20 protein-coding genes are annotated in these 21,588 nt (G+C 50.8%); 6 read left to right on the forward strand and 14 right to left on the reverse strand.

Features of this window, described 5'->3' with window-relative positions; translation table 11 throughout:
* The first annotated feature begins 225 nt into the window (after positions 1-225).
* The 5 genes from HRH59_RS18295 to HRH59_RS18315 all read left to right on the forward strand — a co-directional run bounded on the left by HRH59_RS18295 (position 226) and on the right by HRH59_RS18315 (position 2,928).
* Positions 226-663, forward strand: a complete 438-nt coding sequence (locus HRH59_RS18295; protein WP_173502720.1) for a hypothetical protein — start codon at positions 226-228, stop codon at positions 661-663.
* Positions 664-775: 112 nt separating this feature from the next.
* Positions 776-1,189, forward strand: a complete 414-nt coding sequence (locus HRH59_RS18300) for a hypothetical protein (protein WP_173502721.1) — start codon at positions 776-778, stop codon at positions 1,187-1,189.
* A 127-nt stretch (positions 1,190-1,316) separates the two neighbouring features.
* Positions 1,317-1,697: a DUF2511 domain-containing protein gene (locus HRH59_RS18305; RefSeq protein WP_173502722.1), complete on the forward strand. Its 381-nt coding sequence runs from the start codon at positions 1,317-1,319 to the stop codon at positions 1,695-1,697.
* 107 nt (positions 1,698-1,804) lie between these two features.
* Positions 1,805-2,506, forward strand: coding sequence for an aspartate/glutamate racemase family protein (locus HRH59_RS18310; RefSeq protein ID WP_173502723.1), 702 nt, complete (start codon positions 1,805-1,807; stop codon positions 2,504-2,506).
* Complete coding sequence (locus HRH59_RS18315) at positions 2,503-2,928, forward strand: DCC1-like thiol-disulfide oxidoreductase family protein (protein ID WP_231702565.1); 426 nt, start codon at positions 2,503-2,505, stop codon at positions 2,926-2,928. The genes HRH59_RS18310 and HRH59_RS18315 overlap by 4 nt, the downstream gene beginning before the upstream one ends.
* A gap of 2 nt (positions 2,929-2,930) precedes the next feature.
* On the opposite strand, the gene HRH59_RS18320 is transcribed toward HRH59_RS18315, so the two are convergent.
* The 4 genes from HRH59_RS18320 to HRH59_RS18335 form a co-directional block, all read right to left on the reverse strand.
* On the reverse strand, positions 2,931-3,629 hold the full coding sequence (locus HRH59_RS18320; RefSeq protein WP_173502724.1) for a DUF3379 family protein: 699 nt from the start codon (positions 3,627-3,629) through the stop codon (positions 2,931-2,933).
* Positions 3,622-4,284 (reverse strand): sigma-70 family RNA polymerase sigma factor, encoded by a 663-nt coding sequence (locus HRH59_RS18325; protein WP_173502725.1) that lies wholly within the window; start codon positions 4,282-4,284, stop codon positions 3,622-3,624. The genes HRH59_RS18320 and HRH59_RS18325 overlap by 8 nt, the downstream gene beginning before the upstream one ends.
* Entirely contained in the window at positions 4,284-4,886 is a 603-nt protein-coding gene (locus tag HRH59_RS18330) for an HvfX family Cu-binding RiPP maturation protein (RefSeq protein WP_173502726.1), read from the reverse strand. The genes HRH59_RS18325 and HRH59_RS18330 overlap by 1 nt, the downstream gene beginning before the upstream one ends.
* Positions 4,887-4,992: 106 nt before the next feature.
* Positions 4,993-5,268 carry a hypothetical protein gene (locus HRH59_RS18335; protein WP_173502727.1) on the reverse strand — a complete coding sequence of 92 codons (276 nt, stop codon included), beginning with the start codon at positions 5,266-5,268 and terminating at the stop codon, positions 4,993-4,995.
* A gap of 146 nt (positions 5,269-5,414) precedes the next feature.
* Between HRH59_RS18335 and HRH59_RS18340 the strand changes: the two genes are divergently transcribed.
* Positions 5,415-7,808 carry a Lon protease family protein gene (locus HRH59_RS18340; RefSeq protein WP_173502728.1) on the forward strand — a complete coding sequence of 798 codons (2,394 nt, stop codon included), beginning with the start codon at positions 5,415-5,417 and terminating at the stop codon, positions 7,806-7,808.
* A 197-nt stretch (positions 7,809-8,005) separates the two neighbouring features.
* Here the strand turns inward: HRH59_RS18340 and HRH59_RS18345 are convergent, their stop codons facing one another.
* The 10 genes from HRH59_RS18345 to mtnN form a co-directional block, all read right to left on the reverse strand.
* A complete protein-coding gene (locus HRH59_RS18345; RefSeq protein ID WP_173502729.1) occupies positions 8,006-8,584 on the reverse strand; it encodes a GNAT family N-acetyltransferase in 579 nt (192 codons plus the stop codon).
* Positions 8,585-8,658: 74 nt separating this feature from the next.
* Entirely contained in the window at positions 8,659-10,215 is a 1,557-nt protein-coding gene (gene lnt / locus HRH59_RS18350) for an apolipoprotein N-acyltransferase (protein WP_218573557.1), read from the reverse strand.
* Between the two features lie 5 nt (positions 10,216-10,220).
* Positions 10,221-11,093, reverse strand: coding sequence for an HlyC/CorC family transporter (locus HRH59_RS18355; protein WP_173502730.1), 873 nt, complete (start codon positions 11,091-11,093; stop codon positions 10,221-10,223).
* A gap of 33 nt (positions 11,094-11,126) precedes the next feature.
* Positions 11,127-11,588, reverse strand: a complete 462-nt coding sequence (gene ybeY / locus HRH59_RS18360; RefSeq protein ID WP_173502731.1) for an rRNA maturation RNase YbeY — start codon at positions 11,586-11,588, stop codon at positions 11,127-11,129.
* Positions 11,588-12,592 carry a PhoH family protein gene (locus HRH59_RS18365; RefSeq protein ID WP_173502732.1) on the reverse strand — a complete coding sequence of 335 codons (1,005 nt, stop codon included), beginning with the start codon at positions 12,590-12,592 and terminating at the stop codon, positions 11,588-11,590. Before HRH59_RS18365 ends, ybeY begins: the two co-directional genes overlap by 1 nt.
* 45 nt (positions 12,593-12,637) lie before the next feature.
* Positions 12,638-14,071 carry a tRNA (N6-isopentenyl adenosine(37)-C2)-methylthiotransferase MiaB gene (gene miaB / locus HRH59_RS18370; protein ID WP_173502733.1) on the reverse strand — a complete coding sequence of 478 codons (1,434 nt, stop codon included), beginning with the start codon at positions 14,069-14,071 and terminating at the stop codon, positions 12,638-12,640.
* Positions 14,072-14,303: 232 nt separating this feature from the next.
* Positions 14,304-15,149, reverse strand: coding sequence for a DMT family transporter (locus HRH59_RS18375; protein WP_173502734.1), 846 nt, complete (start codon positions 15,147-15,149; stop codon positions 14,304-14,306).
* Positions 15,150-15,259: 110 nt separating this feature from the next.
* A complete protein-coding gene (locus tag HRH59_RS18380) occupies positions 15,260-19,774 on the reverse strand; it encodes an EAL domain-containing protein (RefSeq protein WP_173502735.1) in 4,515 nt (1,504 codons plus the stop codon).
* Positions 19,775-19,893: 119 nt separating this feature from the next.
* Positions 19,894-20,850 carry a cobalamin biosynthesis protein CobD/CbiB gene (locus HRH59_RS18385; RefSeq protein WP_173502736.1) on the reverse strand — a complete coding sequence of 319 codons (957 nt, stop codon included), beginning with the start codon at positions 20,848-20,850 and terminating at the stop codon, positions 19,894-19,896.
* A 1-nt stretch (position 20,851) separates the two neighbouring features.
* Positions 20,852-21,562, reverse strand: coding sequence for a 5'-methylthioadenosine/S-adenosylhomocysteine nucleosidase (mtnN, locus tag HRH59_RS18390; RefSeq protein WP_173502737.1), 711 nt, complete (start codon positions 21,560-21,562; stop codon positions 20,852-20,854).
* Between the last annotated feature and the right edge of the window lie 26 nt (positions 21,563-21,588).

The following is a 21,588-nucleotide window of genomic DNA, read 5'->3' on the forward strand; positions in this document are numbered from 1 at the left end:
GCCACCTCCTATGGAGGTGGATTTTTACTTTGAGCTGCCATATTAAAAGCATGATATGACTAATTGAACGAAAATTTTTTTATACGCTTTCGTTGAGCGTTTTTATAAGTTATTGTTTTTAAAGTTTTTAATTGTCATCAACTATTATTTTAAACTTACGTCAGCTCTTTTGTTTGGTATGATCTCCTGAGGCTTATTTGAGTCTTAATTAAGTGGAGAACTGCCATGATGCTGTCACACCATCAAGATATGCATGCTATTTTTGCCAGTCTATATCAAGCACTTCAGATGCAAGATATTAAAAGTCTCAGTCTTGGTGAGCAGTTTTACATAGCTAATAAAAAGGCGTTGTTATTTCTTAGATCAGAAGGATACATATCTTTTGAAGAATTCCATGGGCTTAGTGCGCCACTATCTATAAACATGAATAGCCCTGATTTTATTATGGATCTGGGTTCAATGTTTGATGACAAAGAGAAAATAGCCGAGCTAAATCGTATAGTTTCTCATTGTAAAGAAGGCACTACTTTAGTTTCTGGGACTCTGGCAGATCAGCTGAATTTACCCAAAACAGTTGTCAGGGCATGTTTTGAAATTAACGAGCGTCAAGGCCAAGGCTATTGCTCCGGTGGATACATCTGTTTGAGGTATTTGGGGCGTTAAGAGAGTTAGCTGGAGTCGAATCGAAACTAAGGTGTCGAAAATAAATAGTTTAGTGTTACTTTGGCCCAGTGATTTCTGAAAAGCTCATTAAGCGGGATTTATTGGAGAGTTTATGAACGGCAGTGAAAACGTAAAGCGACAGCAATATGCTCCGAGTCCCCCTGATTTTAATGAAGGAGGCAGTGAATATCGACGGAATTTGCTGCTCAGCACATCTATTGCCATTGTTTTGCTGCTGTCAACGTCACTAAATCCCGAAGTCTTGGGGATTAAAGTTCCAGAAAATGTCATGTGGAGCCTGCTCGGTCTTGCCCACGTCTATTTTTTTGTAATGTGGAGGCTGACAGCTGTGGTTGAAGGTGATATGGACAAAAAATTTTGGAATTTTAAAGGGTTATACGTTCAAGCGTTCGGGCTTGGTAGGCCTAATAGTCCAGGGAAGGTCAAAGCTCAAATTTTTTTCATAAGGTCGCTACCAATATGGGCTTTCTTTATTGGGCTGATATCTATTTCTATTGGGCTATGAGAATCCGTAACCTAATGGGGGGCATACTTGATTACATCCGCCGAGCGACTGTTATTATATTGGCGTTTCGCCTCCATTCGGTAACTGCGCTTGCTGAGCGGTGTTAGGACTAAATTAAGGAAATATCATGAGTAAGCTCTTAAGTGTCTTTTTCATTATCCTTGTTGTATTTCTTTCCGGTTGCTCTAAACCGGGACTTGAATTAGCCGAAGAGCAATACGGGATAAAATGGCCGTTAACCGTTCCCTCAGGGTATGTGGAATGCAAAAATAATTCTGTCGTTTTTCATGCAAATGGAAAAACATATGGAGTTAATGGTTTGGCTAAATCGAGAGGTTACTCTTCAATTGATGAAATCTGGAAAGTTGATCCTGCTTTTGTCGAGATGGCAGAGGCAGTGGCAAAAATAGATAAAATATCGGTTGATGAAGCTTTAAAGTCAATGGGACCTCCATCCAAAATTAGCATTGGTCCTATATTGGAGAGCGGCCTTAAATTATGCAAATAGCATAATTAATGTACATAGGGTCGTGTCTTGCTTCTTGCTTTTAAAAAATTGCAGGCGATGCGTTTTTACGCCATGTTAGCGGTCTGGAAACCGGAGGGAGTCGTTAGATGAAAACCATTGGTCTGATTGGCGGTATGAGCTGGGAGTCGACCATCCCTTACTATCGCCTGCTTAACGAGGGTGTAAAACAACAGCTTGGCGGGCTGCATTCAGCCAAATGCATTTTAGTCAGCGTTGATTTTCACGATATTGAACGCTTACAGCAGGCCGGCGATTGGGATGCTGCCGGCGCTGTGCTGGCAGATGCGGCGCGCTCGCTGGAAGTTGCCGGTGCCGATTTTATTGTGCTTTGCACTAACACCATGCACAAAGTGGCCGACAGTATTGCCGCTGCGGTAACTATTCCGCTGTTGCATATCGCCGATGCCACTGCCGCGGCTATCAAGCAAGCCGGTGGCCGTCGTGTCGGACTGCTTGGCACCAAATTTACCATGCAACAGCCGTTTTATCGTGAGCGGTTAAGTGAGTTACACGGTATAGAAGTGTTGCTGCCGAATGAGGCTGAACAAGACAGCCTGCATCAGATTATTTATCAGGAACTGTGTCAGAGCGTGATTACCCCGGAGTCTAAACAAGCCGTGCGCAAGATGATGGCCGGCCTTGCCTGGCAAGGTGTAGACGGCATTATTCTTGGTTGTACGGAAATTGGTTTACTGGTGGCTAAAGCCGATGCCGCCGTGCCGCTGTTTGATACTACGGTTATTCATGCCAAAGCGGCAGTTGAGCTGGCGCTTGCGGAGACGTTATGACTCCCACCATGCAGTCTGCGCAGCCTGTTATTCAACTGATTTACGATAAAGACTGCCCGGCCTGTAATGCCTATTGCCAGCTGGTGCGCATTCGGCAAAGCGTGGGGGAATTACAGTTGATCAATGCCCGCGAAGACAGCAAAGTAATGCGTGAGCTGACCGCGCAGGGGTTGGATATTGATCAGGGTATGGTGCTGAAGATGGCCGACAACTGCTACTACGGCAGTGACGCTATTTATATGCTGTCGCTGCTAAGCAGCCGCAGCGGGATGTTTAACCGGCTGAACTATCACTTATTTAAATCGCGCCGTGTCGCCAAATGGCTTTACCCGCTGCTACGTGGCTGTCGTAATTTGCTGTTAAAACTGCTGCGCAAGCGCAAAATTAATAACCTGAACATCAGCGGCAATGACCGGTTTTAATATCAGGCCGAAAAAATCAGCTTTTGCGTAAGCTTTTGCGGCAGCTGCTGTAAGTCTGCGGCGTTGTCGCTTACCACTATAACATTGGCTTTCGCCATCGCCAGCGTTAAGCCGCGGTAACGGCCATCGGCAAAGTCTTGCACAAAATCCAGTTCAGCGTCTTTGGGCACAATAAATACCGTGGCATAGCCGCTGGTCGTTTTTACGGCCAGATGCAATGAGCGTACGCCCTGAAAGGTGCAATAGCGGGCGTAGATAATCTCGTCCTGCCAGTCTTGCAGGCTGGCATCAAAACCGGCCAGTTTCAGGTTTACCTCGTCCAGTGGCTGCATTTGCGCGTGTTGCTGCAAATAGTCATGCTCGTGATACACATGGGCTAACGCATGGCTGCCCAGATCCGCAGGTAAACTGCCTTGGTACAATTGCACACCCAACACAGATACCAGGGCAATACTGGCTGCCAGTGCCAGAGGTATAAACCAGTTGCGGCGCGGCTGTTTTTGCTGCGGAATTTGTAATAAACGTTCAGCCAGCATCGGCGGTACCGGCACCTGCAATGCATCTTCCAGTTCTTGCTGCTGTTGCTGCAGTTCGCGGGCGAATAGCTGTAAATCAGCATCCTGCGCCATAGCCGCCAGCAGTGCAGGGTGCTTGCTATACGGATTGGCCAGTAAGATACGGCGTAATTCTGTGTTATCCATGGCCGGGCTCCCCAGGTTGGCTAAGCTGGTCGCGCAGTAATTTACGGGCGCGAAACAGCCGGGTGTTGACGGTATTCACATTAAGCTGCAGCAGGTTGGCTATTTCATCGCTGCTAAAGCCCCCCAGTGCCTGCAGTACCAGCGGTTCGCGGTATTCTTGTGGCAGTGTTGCCATACGCTGGCGCAGTAAGTCGTTGTCGCAATACTGTTCGGCGCTGCTTTGCGTGGTGTCTGCCAGACTGTCTTGTTCGGTGTCGTCGTAGTCAAACTGCTTGCGCTCAAACCGGCGGGCGTTTTCCCGCCGCAGTATGGTAACCAGCCAGGCTTTGGCCGCCGCCGGGTCGAGCAGGCTGTCAAGGTGCTTCCAGGCGCGCAAAAAGGTGTCTTGTACCAGATCCTGCGCAATATGCGGGTCTTTGCACAACCAATACCCATAGCGGTACAGGTCAGCATGGTAATGTTGCACCAGTTGCTCGTAGCGTTTGGTTTTACTGTCGGTCAGTTGAAATACCGCTGCGCTGGCGGCTTTGTTATCTGCAACGCTGGCGGCAGCTGCTTGAGGTTGCTCTGACATAGAAATGCTTTTAATCGCTGCTGAATTGCCCGCCAGCCTGGCACGATTTTGCGGTGTTGGCAAAATATGAATGCTTGCCATTAGCTGGCTCCTGCACGGGAACGCCGGCTGAGGTAATGGTCAATGCTGGTATAACGGCCACCGCCGCTGAAAAATAAGCTAAGTAACATAACAAAATAGGTTGCTGCGAATTCAATACCGTTATTTAAAATCACAATATTGCCGTTGCCGGTTAGCCAGTCATAATTACCGTGTTGTTGCAGCAGGCTTTTTGCCGCACTGAGTTGTTCAGCTGAATTAACGACCCGCTCATTGGCTAACCAACTGCTGCTGTCCGCTATTGCCAGCCAACCATTGGGCCAATGTACGGCAAAAATGGCCACTAGCATGGTAATCATCAAGGGTATACTGACTAACCGCGTTAACAGGCCCGCCAATAACAACAGTGCGCCAAGGGTTTCGGCAGCAATGGCCAGTGCTGCCAGCACAGCAGGTGCCGGCAAGCCCAAACCCCAGTCGGTATTACCAAACCAGGCGACGGTATTGTCAAAATGCTGATACTTATTCCAGCCGGCCTGCAACAGCACCGGCGCAAGGTATAAACGTAATAACAATGGCGCCAGCCCCGATAATTGCTGGCTGTGTGCAATAACGCGATGATAAAAATTAATAACGGCTGGCATAAATCCGGCTTATACAGTTGCTGATTACGCTATAAGAACGGCCGGCCGGCGGGAATATTTCAGCGCAGCGTTAATTTTGCTGCGCCGGATAAGGGAAGGCGGGGGATTAATGTACGCGATACAGCCGGCAAAAAAAGTCGATTACGGCATCGGCATCCAGGTTGGAAAAACGCACTTTACGCTTTTCTGCTATGGCCGCACCAAGGGTTTTTAAGGTATGTTCCAGTGGCAAACCGGTAGGGCGCACTAATTCATGATCGGCAAATAAAAAGTTCAGCGCGGCGCCGGTGTAAGATTTGCCCGGGGTCAATGACACTAACTCCAACTCCTGCAGGCGTACGCCCAGGTTGCGGATTTTTTGTAAGCGGTTAGTCTCGTTCATAATGTGCCCCGTGTACGGTTTGCTTGATAAACACTGTAACGGCATGCTCTGCGATTTCTTTAGCGAAACAATGAAATTGACCAGCACAGCAGGGCGGCTTTTTGCTAGTATAGCCGCTATAACAGCTGGTTAAGCTAAGGTACTACATGACCGCACACCCAAATCCTCTGGCACTGACAACGCAACAACTCGGGCCGCACCTGGACAACAAACTGCTGAAGCAGGCGCTGGACGTAAAACAGCTGATCCCGGCTTTTATCGGCCAGGAGCGGGCAAAATCGGCACTGGCATTTGCTATCGGCATGGATATGCCGGGTTACAACCTGTATGTAATGGGCGAGCCGGCGCTGGGCCGCTTTACCCTGGTGCAGGACATACTGCAACAAGCCGCCAGTGAAAAAGCCACACCGGAAGAGTGGTGTTACTTAAACAACTTTGATGATGAGCGGGTGCCCGGCACCTTAAGATTGTTGCCGGGTGAAGGCAAAATTCTGGTTAAAAAAATAGAAGCGCTGATTGATGAGCTACTGGATACCTTTCCGGCGGCATTTGATAACCCGGGTTATCAGCGGAAGAAAAAAGCTATAGCCCGCGCCTTTGACGATAAATACGAGCATGCGATAGAGCTGGTAGAAAGCAAGGCGCTGGAAAAAAATGTCGTGCTGTATGAAGAAAATGGCGCGGTGAGTTTTTCGCCTATTATCGATGGCAAGCCACTGGACGATCAGGAGTTTTCTAAACTGACCGAAGAGCAACGGCAGTATTTCTACGGCCTGGTCAGTGAGCTGGAAACCATCTTAAACGAGCAATTGCTGGAGCTGCCGCAGTGGAAACGCGAGCTGTCGGAAAGTTTACGCGCACTGCGCAAAGACACCATAGAGCAGGCCATTAAACCACTGCTAAAGCAGCTGGAGCATGACTATGCAGCAGAGTTGGGGGTGCAGCGTTATATCCGCGAAATGCGCAGCCACCTGGTAAAGGCGGTGCTTGAGCTGATGCCGGACGAGTCTGAGGCAGAAAAGCAGGAAGAAGCCGATAACCGCGAGATTTTTATCGAGGAATTTGTGCCTAACGTGCTGGTACATTATGAGAGCATGTCCGGCGCACCTATTGTATTTGAACCCAACCCCAGCTATGGCAACCTGTTTGGCCGCGTAGAGTACAACTCCAGCAGTGGCTCGTTGTACACCAATTACCGCATGATCCGCCCGGGCGCGCTGCACCGTGCTAACGGCGGTTATTTAATTCTCGATGCTGACCGGTTATTAACCCAACCGCAATTGTGGGATGCACTTAAGCTGGCGCTAAAATCCGGCGAGTTGCTTATTGATACGCTGTCGGAGCATGCAGTAACCAACTCCACCATTATTACGCCTAAAGCCATACCGCTGAATGTAAAAGTGGTGCTGCTGGGCTCGCGTGATTTGTACTACCTGATCCAGGACGTAGACGACGAATTTAACGAGCTGTTTCGGGTGCTGGCCGATTTTGAGCATTACTTGCCGTATAACGAGCAAACCGTGACCTATATGGCGATGCAAATTCGCGAACAAATGCGGCTGTTAAATATTAATGAGCTGACGGCCGCTGGTTTTAAACAGTTGCTGACGTTCAGCTTTCGTCAGGCTGAGCACCAGCGTAAGTTATCGGCCCGCTTTGCCGACGTGCTGGAATTAGTGCGCGAAGCCTGTTACTACGCCGGCCAGCAGCATAGCGACAGCCTGGACGCTGCGCATATTCAGCAAGCATTAAAAGGCAAGCAACACCGTACCGGCCGCATTAGCGAAGGCTTTTTGGAAGATATTCAGGAAGGCCAGATTTTAATTGATACTGACGGCCTGGCCGTAGGTAAAATTAACGGCTTAACGGTGCTGGAAATAGGCGACACTGCCTTTGGCACCCCGGCCCGCATTAGCGCTACGGTATTTGCCGGCAGCAGCGGTGTGATTGATATCGAGCGCGAAGTAGAGCTGGGTAAAGCCATTCACTCTAAGGGCGTATTGTTACTTACCGGCTATCTGGGGGCTAAATACGCGCGCGAATTTCCACTGACCTTGTCAGCCAACATCGCCATGGAGCAAAGCTATGGTCATATCGATGGCGACAGTGCTTCACTGGCAGAAGTGTGTGCATTGTTATCGGCCATTACCGATATACCTATTAAACAAAGCCTGGCGGTAACCGGCTCGATTAACCAGCATGGTCAGGTACAAGCCATTGGCGGTGTAAACGAGAAGATAGAAGGGTATTTCCGCTTATGCCAAAGCCGTGGTTTAACCGGCGAACAAGGCGTAATCATTCCGGCCAGCAACCAGCTTAATCTGGTATTAAATGACGAAGTGATTAGCGCGGTAAAGCAGCATAAGTTTCATATCTATGTGGTAAAAACAGTGGATGAAGCCTTAAACCTGCTTACCGGCGTAGAAGCCGGCGAGAAAAACAGCCGGGGCCAGTATCCGAAAAAATCGGTTAATGGCCGGGCGCTGGTGCGGTTGGCGGATATAGCCGAAATAGTTAACGGCGCTATGGATGAGGATTAGTTGGTTCACCTTGATGAGAATCGGCTTACCCTAAGCTAACCGTTGAAGGCATGGATGCTGACAAATTCGCCTGGAGCGAATTTGAACAGCTGTGCTGGTCCGAAGGATAAACTTCATGGATGAAGTTTATAGTCGAGCCTACAGGGACGTATTCACGGCGTGTTGGCGTGGGTAAGCCGGTTCGTTATATGCACGGATTACAGCGCGGCAAAAGCCGGATGATACACCACCTTACCGCTTTTTCCCTTTAATGCGCCAGGTTCCAATTCCAGTGCCATAAAGGCATTATCGGCGGCCTGCCACGGACAGCTGATGTTAAAACGGCTGGCCGGGGTAAAGCCAAAGCGCGGGTAATAACCCGGGTGCCCCAGCACCACCACGGCGGCAACACCTTGTTTATGGCACTGCTCCAACCCGGCCCGCACCAGCGCTGAGCCTATCCCCTGATGCTGCAATACATTACTTACCGCCATCGGTGCCAGTGCCATTAGTCTGGTGCCTGGGGCATTATCCAGCGTGGCCGGCGAAAACAAGATATGGCCGACGATTGCGCCATGTTGTTCTGCTACCAGCGCAATGCACTCATCCGCCTGCTGGCGCAGGGTGCTTATCAGCTGTACTTCAGTATTACTATTAAAGGCAGTGTGGGTAAGGTGGGCTATTGCCGCGAAGTCGGCAGGGGTTTCCGGCCGGACTGTGGTGTCGTAGCCCAATGCATGCCAGGTGCTGTTGCGGCGGCGCTGCAAGGTGCGGCTGATATTGTGCAGTAAAGTCATGGCAAAGGCCGACTGACGCTCAGGTAGTTTTAGTCTACCTGACTATGCCGGTGAAACAAGCGTTCTGTTAACATTCAGCCGGTTTTACGCCACCGCAGCAATGCACGTATGGCGAACAGCAGCAGTAACAGGCCGCTGCATAGCCACAATGGCCAATCAGCAAAACGGGCGTAGGGCGTTTGGCCGCTGGTTAAGCGGATGCTGTCTTGCAGTACCGTTTCGGTAAATTGCGCTGCTCTGGCGCTGATCTTGCCGGCGGCATCGACAGTGGCGGTAACGCCGTTATTGGTAGCGCGCAGCAGCGGCCGGCCAAATTCCAGCGCGCGCATTTGGGCTATTTGTAAATGCTGCTGCGGGCCTATGCTGTCGCCAAACCAGGCATCGTTGCTTACCGTCAGCAGCAACTGAGTGTCGGCAGTCATATTGGCACTTATTTGCGCCGGAAAGGCAATTTCAAAGCAGATCGCCGGTAGCAAGTGGTAACCATTGGCCACCAGGTTGGGTTGCACATAAGCACCGCGGGTAAACGAGCTCATCGGTAAATCAAAAATCGGTGCCAGTTGGCGCAGCCAGCTTTCAAACGGCACAAATTCACCAATCGGCAGCAAATGATGTTTGCTGTAGCGATTGCCGTGGCCGTAAAAATAATCGCCATCGGTTGAGTCCGGTTGGCGTTTCCCCAGCACGATCAGGTTGTTCCACGCTTGCTGGGTTTTAAAGTTGTAATCTAAAATGCCGCTGATCACAGCCGTGTCGGCATACAGTGCGGCACGGTTCAGGTTTTCCAGGTAGCTTTCTGCCAGTGGCTCCAGCTGTGGAATGGCGGCTTCGGGCCAGATCACTAAATCAGTTTGAAAATGCGGCCGGGTCAGGTCCATGTATTTCAGCATAGTGGGCCATTCCTGCTCCGGCGCCCAGCGTAAATCTTGCTTAATATTGCCCTGCACCAAGACGACGTCTATAGCGTTGTCGCTGTAGTGCCAGCCTTTTAGCGCACTAAGCTGCGGCGCCATGGCAAACAACAGCCCGGCGATAAGCAGATAACCGTAACGGGCGGGAGCGCGTTGCGGGCAAAACAGCTGCGCCAGTGCGGCGGCTGAAAACACCAGTAAAAAACTGATACCGGTTTCGCCGATCAGCGGGGCAAATTGGCTAAGACCATGTTCTGTTTGGCTGTAGCCCATAGACAACCACGGGAAACCGGTAAGCAGTACGCTGCGTAACCACTCGGCTAACGTCCAGCAGGCGGCAAATAACAAGGGGGTAAAACCGGGGCTGCGTAGCCTGTAGCTGAGCCAGAGCGTAAAAGCCGGAAACAATGCCAGATAGCCCACTAACAGCGCCATTAAGCCGATGCTGCCGGCCAGTGGCAAGCCACCAAATTGGGCTATGCTGACATGCACCCAGCTGATACCAACACCAAACCAGCCGACACCAAAACTGAAACCGCGCATAGCGGCCTGTTTAGCGGAAGTGGCCCCTTGCAGGAAAAACACCAGCAGCGCCACACTTAGCAGTGGCAGCCACCATAAGGTGTAAGGGGCAAAGGCTAACGTGGTAACGCCACCGGCTGCGATTAGCAGCAGGTGGGGCAGGCTCAGTTTAGCAAGGCGCTTTACGGCAGCGGGCAAGATGGCTAGTTTTCCTCTGTATCTGCGGTTTCTTTGGCGCGGATAACCTGCAACTGCACTAAGCGGCGGCTGTTGGCTTTACTGACTTTAAAGGTTAAGCCTTGCAGTTCAATACTTTCGCCTTTTGCCGGCATATGGCCAAAGGCGTGCAGTACTATGCCACCGATGGTATCGGCGTCTTCTTCATCAAAGCTGGTATTAAACGACTCGTTAAATTCGTCCAGTGGCGTTAAGGCGCTAACCTGAAACACCCTTGAGGCCATTTTCTTAATGTCGTTTTCTTCTTCATCGTCGTGCTCATCTTCAATTTCGCCGACGATTTGCTCCAGAATATCTTCAATGGTGACCAGGCCGGACACACCACCGTATTCATCGACTACGATGGCCATATGATAGCGTTTCTGGCGAAACTCTTTTAGCAGCGCATCAACCCGTTTACTTTCCGGAATAATAACCGCCGGGCGCAGTAAATCACGCAAATGCCAGTCGCTGACATTCGGGTCCAGTGCGTATTGCAGTAAGTCTTTTACCAGCAGGATCCCTTCGATATGGTCTTTGTCTTCATTGACCACCGGGTAACGGCTGTGATTATTTTCCATTAAAATGGGCAGCATATCGGCGACAGTGTCATCGATATCAATAGTGGCCATTTGTGAGCGTGGCACCATGATATCGCGTGCCCGCATGCTGGAAACCTCCAGTACGCCCTGCAGCATACTTTTGGTGTCGGCATCGATCAGGCTGCGCACTTCGGCTTCGCTGATGATGTCTTGTAATTCTGAAATGTCCTGTGGTTCTGCACTGAAAATTCCGGCGATCCGATCTAACCAGGATTTACCGGCAGAACCGCGACTAGAGTGGGGGTTGTCGTCACTCATGGGTGAACTGTTGCTCCAAACAATTAAAAGAGTCTATTCGTTATCCAACAAATAGGGATTGGTAAAGCCAAGTTGTTGCAATATGGTCACTTCTTCCGCTTCCATTTGCTGTGCATCGTCGTCATTTATATGGTCAAAACCGAGTAAATGCAAGCTTCCGTGTACCACCATATGTGCCCAGTGTGCCTGCAGGCTTTTACCTTGCTCAAGCGCTTCGGCGGCAACGACAGGGGCGCAGATGACTAAATCACCCAGTAGCGCCAGTTCTATGCCGGGTGGACACTGAAACGGAAAGCTCAGCACGTTGGTCGGTTTATCTTTACCGCGATAGTCAGAATTCAGCTGTTGGCTTTCGCTGTTATCAACAATACGCACGGTAACTTCAGCCTCTGACTGAAACGGCAATATAGCCGACTGCAGCCACTGTTGAATATCGGCTTCGCCGGGTAAATCTGCTGCACTGCTGGCCAGCTGTAAATCGAGAATAACCGCCATTATTGCCCTTTCGCCGCGTTATCTGCAGCCAGTTTAGCCGCTTCAAAGGCTTCATAGGCCATCACGATACGCTGCACTATCGGGTGGCGCACCACGTCTTTGGCAGTAAAGTGGTTAAAGCTGATTTCTGTTACGTCGCTTAATACATCGATGGCGTGCTTTAAGCCGGAATATTGGCCACGCGGTAAGTCGACCTGGGTAATGTCGCCGGTGATCACTGCTTTGGAGCTAAAGCCGATGCGGGTTAAGAACATTTTCATTTGTTCAACGGTGGTGTTCTGGCTTTCATCCAGAATGATAAAGGCATCGTTCAGCGTACGGCCACGCATATACGCCAGCGGGGCAATTTCAATAATGCCGCGCTCCAGATATTTTTCGACTTTTTCAAAGCCGAGCATTTCAAACAGCGCGTCGTACAAAGGCCGCAGATAAGGGTCAACTTTTTGCGCTAAATCACCGGGTAAAAAGCCCAGTTTCTCGCCGGCTTCTACTGCCGGACGGGTTAACACAATGCGCCGCACCAGGTTGCGCTCTAACGCATCTACCGCGCAGGCTACAGCCAAATAGGTTTTACCGGTACCGGCAGGGCCTATGCCAAAACAGACATCGTGGCTCAGCACATTACCGACATAGGCTGCCTGGTTCGGGTTGCGTGGTTTAATCAAACCTTTTTTGGTTTTCAGGCTGAAGTCGCGCGGCTCATCGCCGTGTTGCTGATACTGAATATCGTAGTTTTCGCTGATCAATAAATGCACCTGTTCAGGGGTTAACTCTGCTGTCGGGGCGGCAGTAGCACTGTACAGTTGCTGTAATACGTCTACAGCAGCGGCGACGTTGTCAGCCGGGCCGGCAATTTTTAACTGATTATCGCGGTGGCTGATCTCGACCAACAAACGGCGCTCTACATGCTTTAAATTATCGTCAAACGGGCCACATAACAGCGTTAAACGCCGGTTGTCAGCCCCTTCCAGAGTTAAGTCTGCAGTATGTAAAGGTGTGCTCAAATGCTTGCCTCAGTACAAAAGGGGGCATTACTGCCCCCGGATTAGTTACGGAATATAACTGGTTACACCCAGTGCGTTCGGTGCCGGTTCTGCTTTTTGCCGCGCCAGTATTTGCTGCGGGGCAATTTCGCGGCGCAGACCCATATCGCGCTCGGTACGAATAAGCTCACCGCGCAGAGAATTACTGAATACATCAGTAATTTTCACATCAACAAAGCGGCCAATCATATCCGGCGAACCTTCAAAATTAACCACGCGGTTATTTTCGGTGCGGCCTGTCAGTTCCATAATGCTCTTTTTCGACGGGCCTTCTACCAGGATGCGCTGTTCGGTGCCCAGCATGCCGCGGGCAATTTTCAGTGCCTGTTGGTTAATGCGGTCTTGCAGGATATACAAGCGCTGCTTTTTCGCCTCTTCGCTAACGTCATCCGGTAAATCGGCGGCAGGCGTACCCGGCCGTGCGCTATAGATAAAGCTGAAGCTCATATCAAAATCAATCGCCTGGATCAGGTCCATAGTGGCCTGGAAGTCGGCATCGTCTTCACCCGGGAAACCGATAATAAAATCAGACGACATGCTTAAATTCGGCCGGATTTTCTTCAGCTTACGAATTTGCGATTTGTATTCCAGTGCAGTATGGCCGCGTTTCATCAGGTTTAAAATACGGTCAGAGCCTGATTGTACCGGCAGGTGCAGGTGATCAACCAACTCGGGTACGTCGCGGTACACTTCGATAATATCGTCGGTAAACTCCACCGGATGCGACGTGGTGTAACGAATGCGGTCAATGCCGTCAATCGCCGCCACTAAACGCAGTAACTCGGAGAAATGGCAAATACTGCCGTCAAACTTTTCGCCGCGGTAACCGTTAACGTTCTGTCCCAGCAGGTTAACTTCGCGTACGCCTTGCTCGGCCAATTGGGCAATTTCAAATAATACATCATCCAGTGGCCGGCTGACTTCTTCACCGCGGGTGTAGGGCACCACGCAGAAGGTACAGTATTTAGAGCAGCCTTCCATGACCGAAACAAAGGCGGTTGGGCCGTCAGCTTTAGGCTCCGGCAGGCGGTCGAATTTTTCTATCTCCGGAAAGGAGACATCTACCACCGGTGATTTATTACCGCGTACGGCGTTGATCATTTCCGGCAGGCGGTGCAGTGTTTGCGGGCCAAACACGATATCAACATAGGGCGCGCGTTCACGAATAGCGGCGCCTTCCTGCGAGGCAACACAGCCGCCCACGCCGATGACTAAATCAGGATTTTTTTCCTTAAGCGGACGCCAGCGCCCCAACTGATGGAATACTTTCTCCTGCGCTTTTTCACGGATAGAACAGGTGTTCAGCAGAATTACATCTGCGTCTTCTGCCTCTTCGGTCAGTGTAAAGCCATGAGTGGCATCCAGCAGGTCGGCCATTTTCGATGAGTCGTATTCGTTCATCTGGCAGCCCCAGGTTTTAATGTGCAGTTTTTTGCCCATTGTGCGTTGTTACCTGTATTGTCACTTGGAAAAAAGGGAGCGTATTTTAGCCTGTTCGGGCCCGCGTTGCCAGCACTGGCGTAAAATGGCTTATCTCGAGCAAGGCCGGAAGCGGTTCACTCACGCCAACACGCCGTAAACCCATCCCTGGGGGCTCGTCTCAGCCCGTCCGGGGCTTCAACGGTTGGCTTAGAGTGCACCGCTCCCAGCCCGATAGGCTATATCCGTGTCATCACAACAGCCTTTGCCGGGTGGTGATATAGCCGGCGTAAAAAATAACCAGCACTCCGGCAAACCACGCCATGGTTACCGGCTCTTGCCAAAACAGATAACCAAACAAGCCGGCAAAAATAACGCTGCTGTACGTCCACATACCAATATCGCTGGCCGGCGCTATGGCATAAGCGCGGGTCATTGCCAGTTGGCCAATCGCCGCCAGTACGCCCATCGCCACAAAAGCCAGCCATACCTGGTTATTCAGTGGTTGCCAGTAAAACGGTACCGGTATGGCAGACAATGCTGCGGTGAGCAGGGAAAAATAAAACACAATGCGCACTGCAGGTTCAGTATCCGACATATAGCGGATAGTGGTTTTGGTGACGGCCACTAACACCGCTGACAACAAGCCAACCAGCAAAATGGCTTCGGCACTGCCGTAGTTGGCCGGTAATGCCAGCATTACCCCGACAAAGCCCAGCAGAATACCAAATAACGTTAACCGGCTGGGGCGCTCTTTTAACCAGAAGCGGGCAATAAGCGGCACGATAAACGGCGAGAGCAACAATACCAACATGCCTTGTGCCAATGGCAACCTGGCCAGCACATAGAAAAAGCAGTACATCGAGACAATACCGGTAAGTGCGCGGCTAAGATGCAGGTACCAGCGTTTGGTTTTTAACAGGCTAAAACCGTGTTTGTACAAAAACGGCAGCATCAGCAACAGTGCGAAGAAATTACGGAAAAACACCACCTGCACTTCGGACGCTGTGCCGCTGGTAAATTTAACAATAGCGCCGATACCGGCGAAGCAGGCTTCGGCCAGCAGTAACAGTAACGCCCCTTTGACTAACGGCGACAATATAGTATTCCGCTGACATAATAAGGCCGCCAGTATAGCAGAGCCGGCTATTGCTGTGCTCTGTACTGACGGCAATTATCGCAGCCGCAGCGCTGCCTGGCGTGCCGGTGTCAGACGCTGAGGTTTTCGCTGTGTAAAAACTGCAGTAATTGGGCCGCCGGCATAGGCTTGGCAAACAAATACCCCTGGATCAGGTAGCATTGGCGCCGTGAGAAGAACGCCAGTTGCTGCTCAGTCTCCACACCTTCTGCCACGCAATACATGCCCAGGCTGTTTGCCATGCTTAACATGGCATCAATAATGGTTTCGTCACTGCTGTCGATACCGATATCCTGCACAAAACTGCGATCGATTTTAATGCCGTCAATCGGCAGTTCTTTTAAGTATTTTAATGACGAATAGCCGGTACCAAAGTCATCTAACGCCAGTTGTACGCCCAGCTCACTCAGTGCCAGCATGGTTTCTATCGCACTTTGGTGGTCGCGCATCAGTGCACTTTCCGTTACTTCAAAGCGCAGGCAGCTGGCCGGCAATTGGTATTTGCCCAGCAAGAACCGCGTATGTTCTGCCAGTGCCGGTTGCTCCAGATGTTGGGTAGATAAGTTAACCGACAGATAAATGTGATGGCCGTCTTCATGCCACTGCTTTAAATCGCTTAGTGCCCGTTCCAGCAGCTGATGTGTCATATTAATAATTAACCGCAACTCTTCGGCCAGCGGAATAAATTCTGTGGGCGATATCATGCCGTCGGAGCTATTCCAGCGCAGCAACACTTCTGCACCAACCACCTGACGGGTCTGGCTGTTGACAATAGGCTGATAAAAATTAACGAACTCGTCGTTTTTCAGCGCCTGGCGCAACCGGGTTTCCCGCGCCAGCCGCATATGGGCCTTTTCGTTCATCTCTGAAGTAAAAAACTGGTAGTTGTTACGCCCTGCTTCTTTGGCGTGATACATGGCCACGTCAGCGTGTTTCAGCAGCTCTGCGGCATTAAGTGCATCTTCCGGATACACGGCAATACCGATACTGGGTGACACGCCCACGGTGTGGGTACCAAACTGCATCGGCTCACCTACAATAGCTAACATTTTGCGCGCCACATGGCTGATATTGTCTTCGGCTTTATAGCCTTCAAGCAGTATTACAAATTCGTCACCGCCTAACCTGGCCACGGTATCGCTGTCACGCAGTGTCAGAGTTAAGCGCCGCGCCACTTCTTTTAACAATAAGTCGCCGATATCGTGGCCCAGCGAGTCGTTTATTTGTTTAAATTTGTCCAGGTCGATAAAGCACAGCGCCAGTGAGCGCTTGTCACGCTTGGCCTGGTCAATACCGTGGTAAATACGGTCCATCAACAGCGCGCGGTTGGGCAGGCCGGTTAAGGCATCATAGTTGGCCAGATAGCGCAGCTCGTCTTCGGCCAGCTTTTGCGCGGTAATGTCGGTAAATACCAGTACATAAAAAGTGTGCTGTTGCTGCTCACCAATAGCACTGATATTAATCAGCGTGGGGCGCTCGCGGCCATCGGGTGTAATAACCAGTTCTTCGCCTTGCCAGTGCTGGCCTGGTGTCAGTTCGCGTAATAACTTAGTATAAAACCGCCGCCGCACCAGGCTGATGCCCAAATGGTGGGTACGCGGCTGGTCCAGGTATTGCGCCATATTGCCAAAAGCGGCAGAAAAAGAGTGGTTTGCTGCCACTACACGCTGGCGGTTGTCCAGAATAACCACCCAGTCGCGGGTTTGTTGAAAGGCCTCACCAAACAGCCGTGCTTTTTCCATATTGGCGCGGGTTTCGGTGATATTGCTGAAAGTACCAATGACTTTCTCTACCTTGTTGGTAACGTTTGATATGGTGGCTTTACCTACATCGCGAAACCATAACCATTGGCCGGCCTTATGCTGCATACGGTAAGTGAAATCGAAGCCGGCTTCCGGCTCCTGGAAAAAACGCTGCCATTGGCTGGCAAAAGCGGTTCTGTCGTCAGGGTGAATTAACGTCATATGTTGTTGCATCGTAAGCGGGTTCATCTGCTCGCTATAGCCCAACATAATGTGAACCCTGGCGGCAAACAGCTGATTATTGGCAGCGTTCCACTCCCAGGCACCGCTGTTAACCGAACTCAGCGCCTGTTTTAAGCGCTGCTCACTTTGCTTTACTTTGTCATGTGCTGCACGAACTTCTCTGAGTTGGTGGCGACGAAAGCGGTAAAATTTATAGCCGGTAAACAACAACAGCAATAAATACGCCGCCAGTGCCGGCGTTGATTGCCATAGTGGCGGGCGGATACTGAGGTAGAGCCTGGCCGGTTCGCTTTCCTGGCCGCTGGCCGGAGAGATAGCCACTACATTAAACACATAGTCGCCGTAGTCCAGTTGCGGAAAAATAACGCTGTTATCGCGCTGTGCCGGGTATTGCACATTGTCGCTGCCTTCCAGCCAAAAGCGATAACGCATTTTATGTTGTTCGCTGAAGTTCATTGAGCTAAAACGCAACGATACGCCTAAATCCTCATGCGATAAGTAAAACGTGCGGCCGTTAAGATTGGCATTTACAGCATTGAACTCCCCCGAGAGTGTGCTCAGGCCGGTAATCACAACCTTTGGCCTGGAAGGCTTTTCCTGCAGCAGAGCAGGATTAACCAGGGTAACCCCGCGCATACTGCCATAGGCTAAAGCACCATTTGCTAAGCTGGCTGACGCACCGGCGTTATATTCGTTGGTGTACACGCCGTCTTCGCGGGTAAAAAATTCAATTTGCTGCAATTGCGTATCTAACCTGGCAAGGCCGGCATGTGATGAAAACCAAACGTCGCCAAAACTGTCGCGCTGTAAGCTGTATATGGCATCAGATAATAAATTGTCTTTGCTGTTAAAGTTGGTGTTTAAACTAAGCGAATCCTGGTCGAAACCAAGCAAACCGATACCGGACATTGCTACCCAAAGCATACCACTGTTGTCTTGTAGTGCGCTGCTGGCTATACGGCCCAACTGCGGTTTATAGTCCTCATTGCGAAATAGCAACAGTGTGCTGTTGTCTGCCGGCTGCCATAACCAGATTTCATCCGGCTTACTAAGCAACAAGCCGGCATAGGGACCGTTGAGTTCGCCAATAATATTAATCTGACCGCCGATAGTCAGTTGGCCGCCGAACCCGTTGCTGATGTCGTCAACTGTGCCGTTGGCCGGGTTATAACGTAAAAAGCGGTCCAGGTGAAAGAAGTAAAAATCTGTGCCGTACAGATAATAATTGTGACTCAGGTGATTAAAGCGGCTTTTGTCTGCAGCGCTTACACCGGGCAATGACAGCTCAGCGCCGGTTTCAATATCAAACAGCTTAAGCCCCTGCGCAGTTACCAACCACAGTTGGTTATTGCCGGCGTGGTAGATGTTATAAATGGTGCCGCCATGTTGCACGGCTTTGGGATCATCCGATACCAGATAGCGTTGCAGTGTTTTGCCGGGCCCTTGCAGTTTATTCAGCCCGTTAGCTGTGCCAATCCATAAAGTGCCATCTTGTTCTGCAAACAATGAAAGGATTTTGTCGCTGCTTAATGACGCTGTGCTGCTATCCTGCCGTCTCAGTTGCTTAAATGCACTGCTACGCGGGTGCCAGTAAAAGGCACCATCATCGCGTGATGCCAGCCAGTAACCACCGGCATTGTCGGCAGCAATATCAAGGATGGTGTCTTCAAATAAGTTCAGTGCAGAGTCACTGAGCTTGAGTAACAGTGCGGTGTCAGACTCTGCAGGGGGGAAGCGGTATAAGCCGCTCTCTGTGGGGATCAAAGCGGAGTCGCCTTGCCACAGCAGTTTCCAGATATTCAGCCCTGCGATTTCAATTGTGGCTGTATAAGGCTGTTGTTGCTGTAAATAGGCCTGCATCGCATCAAGACTAATGCTGTATAAGCCGTCTACGGTGCCAATCCATAGTTTATCCTGATAAACATCGAGAAACTTAACGTGGGTATTATCGGCGTTAGCATGCTCAGCGGCGATGTGCGGCAGATACGTATGGCTGCCGCTTACTGTATCAAAGGCAATAACGCCGTTAAACGCCGCAATCAGTACATAGTGTTGATACACATACAAATGGCGCAACCAGCCCTGCGGATAGCCGGCATCAGCCAGTTTAAATAAGATTTCAGTTTCACCGCTACTGCGGTTGACCCGCAGCAGTGCAGTGTTGGTTGCTGCCAACAAATAATCATCATTTTGTTGGATTAAAGCACTGATAAATTGTTGCTGTGCTGTTGCATCGTCGCGTACAAGGGCAAAGGGCTCCATCAGGCCCGAAAACGGCTGGTAGCGGTAAATGTCGCCATAGGCACTGGCGGCATAGATAATCCGGTCTGAATCCAGCAGCAGCCTGGTAAAATTAACTTCTTTCAGGCTTGAATCTTTGCTGCCAACCTGGATGACACGGTTGCCGTCAAAACGGTTTAAACCGCCGGCTGTAGCAACCCACAAAAAGCCGTCATCATCGAGCAGTAAATTATTTACCGAGCCCTGCGACAGCCCTTGATCAGGTGTAAGAGGCCGTAAAAGTGAGGCTGCAGGCAGGCCGAATGCTGTAGTCAGCAAACACAGTACTGCCAAGCGCATAAAATGCGACAAAAAATTCACTGAAACTCCCGTTCGGTAGCTTTATCTGTATTATCGGTGCTACGCCTTGCGTGATGGCAAAACATATAACGAGAGCACCGAACTTGTCCAGCGTTCTGTCACCGGCAACACCAACCGGGTTAGTTTGCTAACCACCAGGCTAATTGCAGTAAAGTTACGCTGCTAACCAGCAGCAATAAATAAAAATGTAAGAACCCCAATAACCGCAAGCAGCTGTTAATATCGGCAGCGCCCGGCGGACGTTGCCCGGCGATACGGCTGCGGCTGTACTTAGTATTATGGTAGTAAACCGGGCCGCCTAAATCACAATGCAGTGCTGCTGAGCCGGCACACAATAAATAAAACGCGGCCGGGTTAAACCGGTAGCGCGTGGTTTTGCTGTTACGGTAAAAGCGCAGCACACCGTGCTGCATTGCAATAAAAGCACTGCTTAGCAGCATTGGCAGGGTACTGAGAAGTTTTGCGATAACAGCCGTTGGCCGGCCAAACAATTGATAGCCTGCCTGCTTTGGGTTCCACTCTTGCTGCAGTTGCACTACCAGGCGATAACCGATGGCGGCCAACCCGCCGCCCAGCAGAAAAAAGCAGCCGGTACCGATCAGTTGCTTAGCGCTTTGCAACAGCAGGTTTTCTATTACGGCTTTGCTTAGCCCCATGGCTGTCAGGTTACTGCAGTTACGTAGCAGCAGCGGTTGCGCTTGTTCTCTTGCCAGCGTTAGCTGGTTTTGTTGCAGGCTTTGAGATACCTGCTGCGCCTGATAGCGCCGACTTTGCCAGTCCAGGCTGCAAAACAGCAGTAAAGCATCCAGTACCAGTGGTAATTCTGAAAAGCGGTACAGGCTGTACAGCAGCGCCATGGCCGGCAGCCAGGCAACCAGCAGTGCCAGGCTGCCGGAAATATATTGCTGAGCTCTGGCCCGGCCGGGGTCGGGGTTAACTTTCTTGCCCAGACTGCGGGCAAAATAACGAAACGCCGTTAGCGGGTGATAGGCTGCCGGCAAAGGCAGCAGCCTTGCCAGCAACACCGTTATCAGCAACAACGGCGGATAAACGGCAAGCTCGTCCGGCCACGGCACGTTAAAGCGTAACGCCTTGCAGTCGCTTTAACAGCTCCGTTACCATGGCAGAGCTGTGTTTAGAGGCTACTTCAAGATAGGCTTCAAAAGATTGCGGCGATTCTTTACCGGCGATATCGCTTAAGCTGCGGATCACCACAAACGGCGTGTTTAGCATATGGCACACCTGGGCAATGGCGGCGCCTTCCATTTCTACTGCCAGCATGGTGGGGAATTGGCTGCGGATCACGGCAATACGTGCCGGGTCACAGATAAAACTGTCGCCGGTGGCAATCAGGCCTTTTTTGGTCTGACAATAACCCAGTGCCTGAATGCTTTGTTCTGCTGCATCAATTAATGCCGGGTGGGCGTTAAAAGCCGGCGGCATTTGTGGTACCTGGCCGATTTCATAACCAAAGGCGGTTACGTCAACATCGTGATGGCGCACTTCACTGCTGATCACCACATCGCCCACATTCAGCTGTGGGTCAAAGCCACCGGCCGAGCCGGTATTAATGACTGCATCGGGTTTAAACTGTTGAATAAGCAGGGCAGTGGCCAGTGCCGAAGCCACTTTACCAATACCGGATTGCACCAGCACCACGGCCTGGCCGGCCAGTTTGCCGTGGTAAAACACATAACCACCCAGTTCGGTGCGGTTTACGTCGGTGATTTGCTGGCGCAGCAGCGCCACTTCCGGCTCCATGGCGCCGATAATACCAATTAATTGCATGCTGCAGTCTCTGTCATTAGAAAGGC

Source organism: Rheinheimera lutimaris, assembly GCF_013283795.1.
Classification (GTDB): domain Bacteria; phylum Pseudomonadota; class Gammaproteobacteria; order Enterobacterales; family Alteromonadaceae; genus Alishewanella; species Alishewanella lutimaris.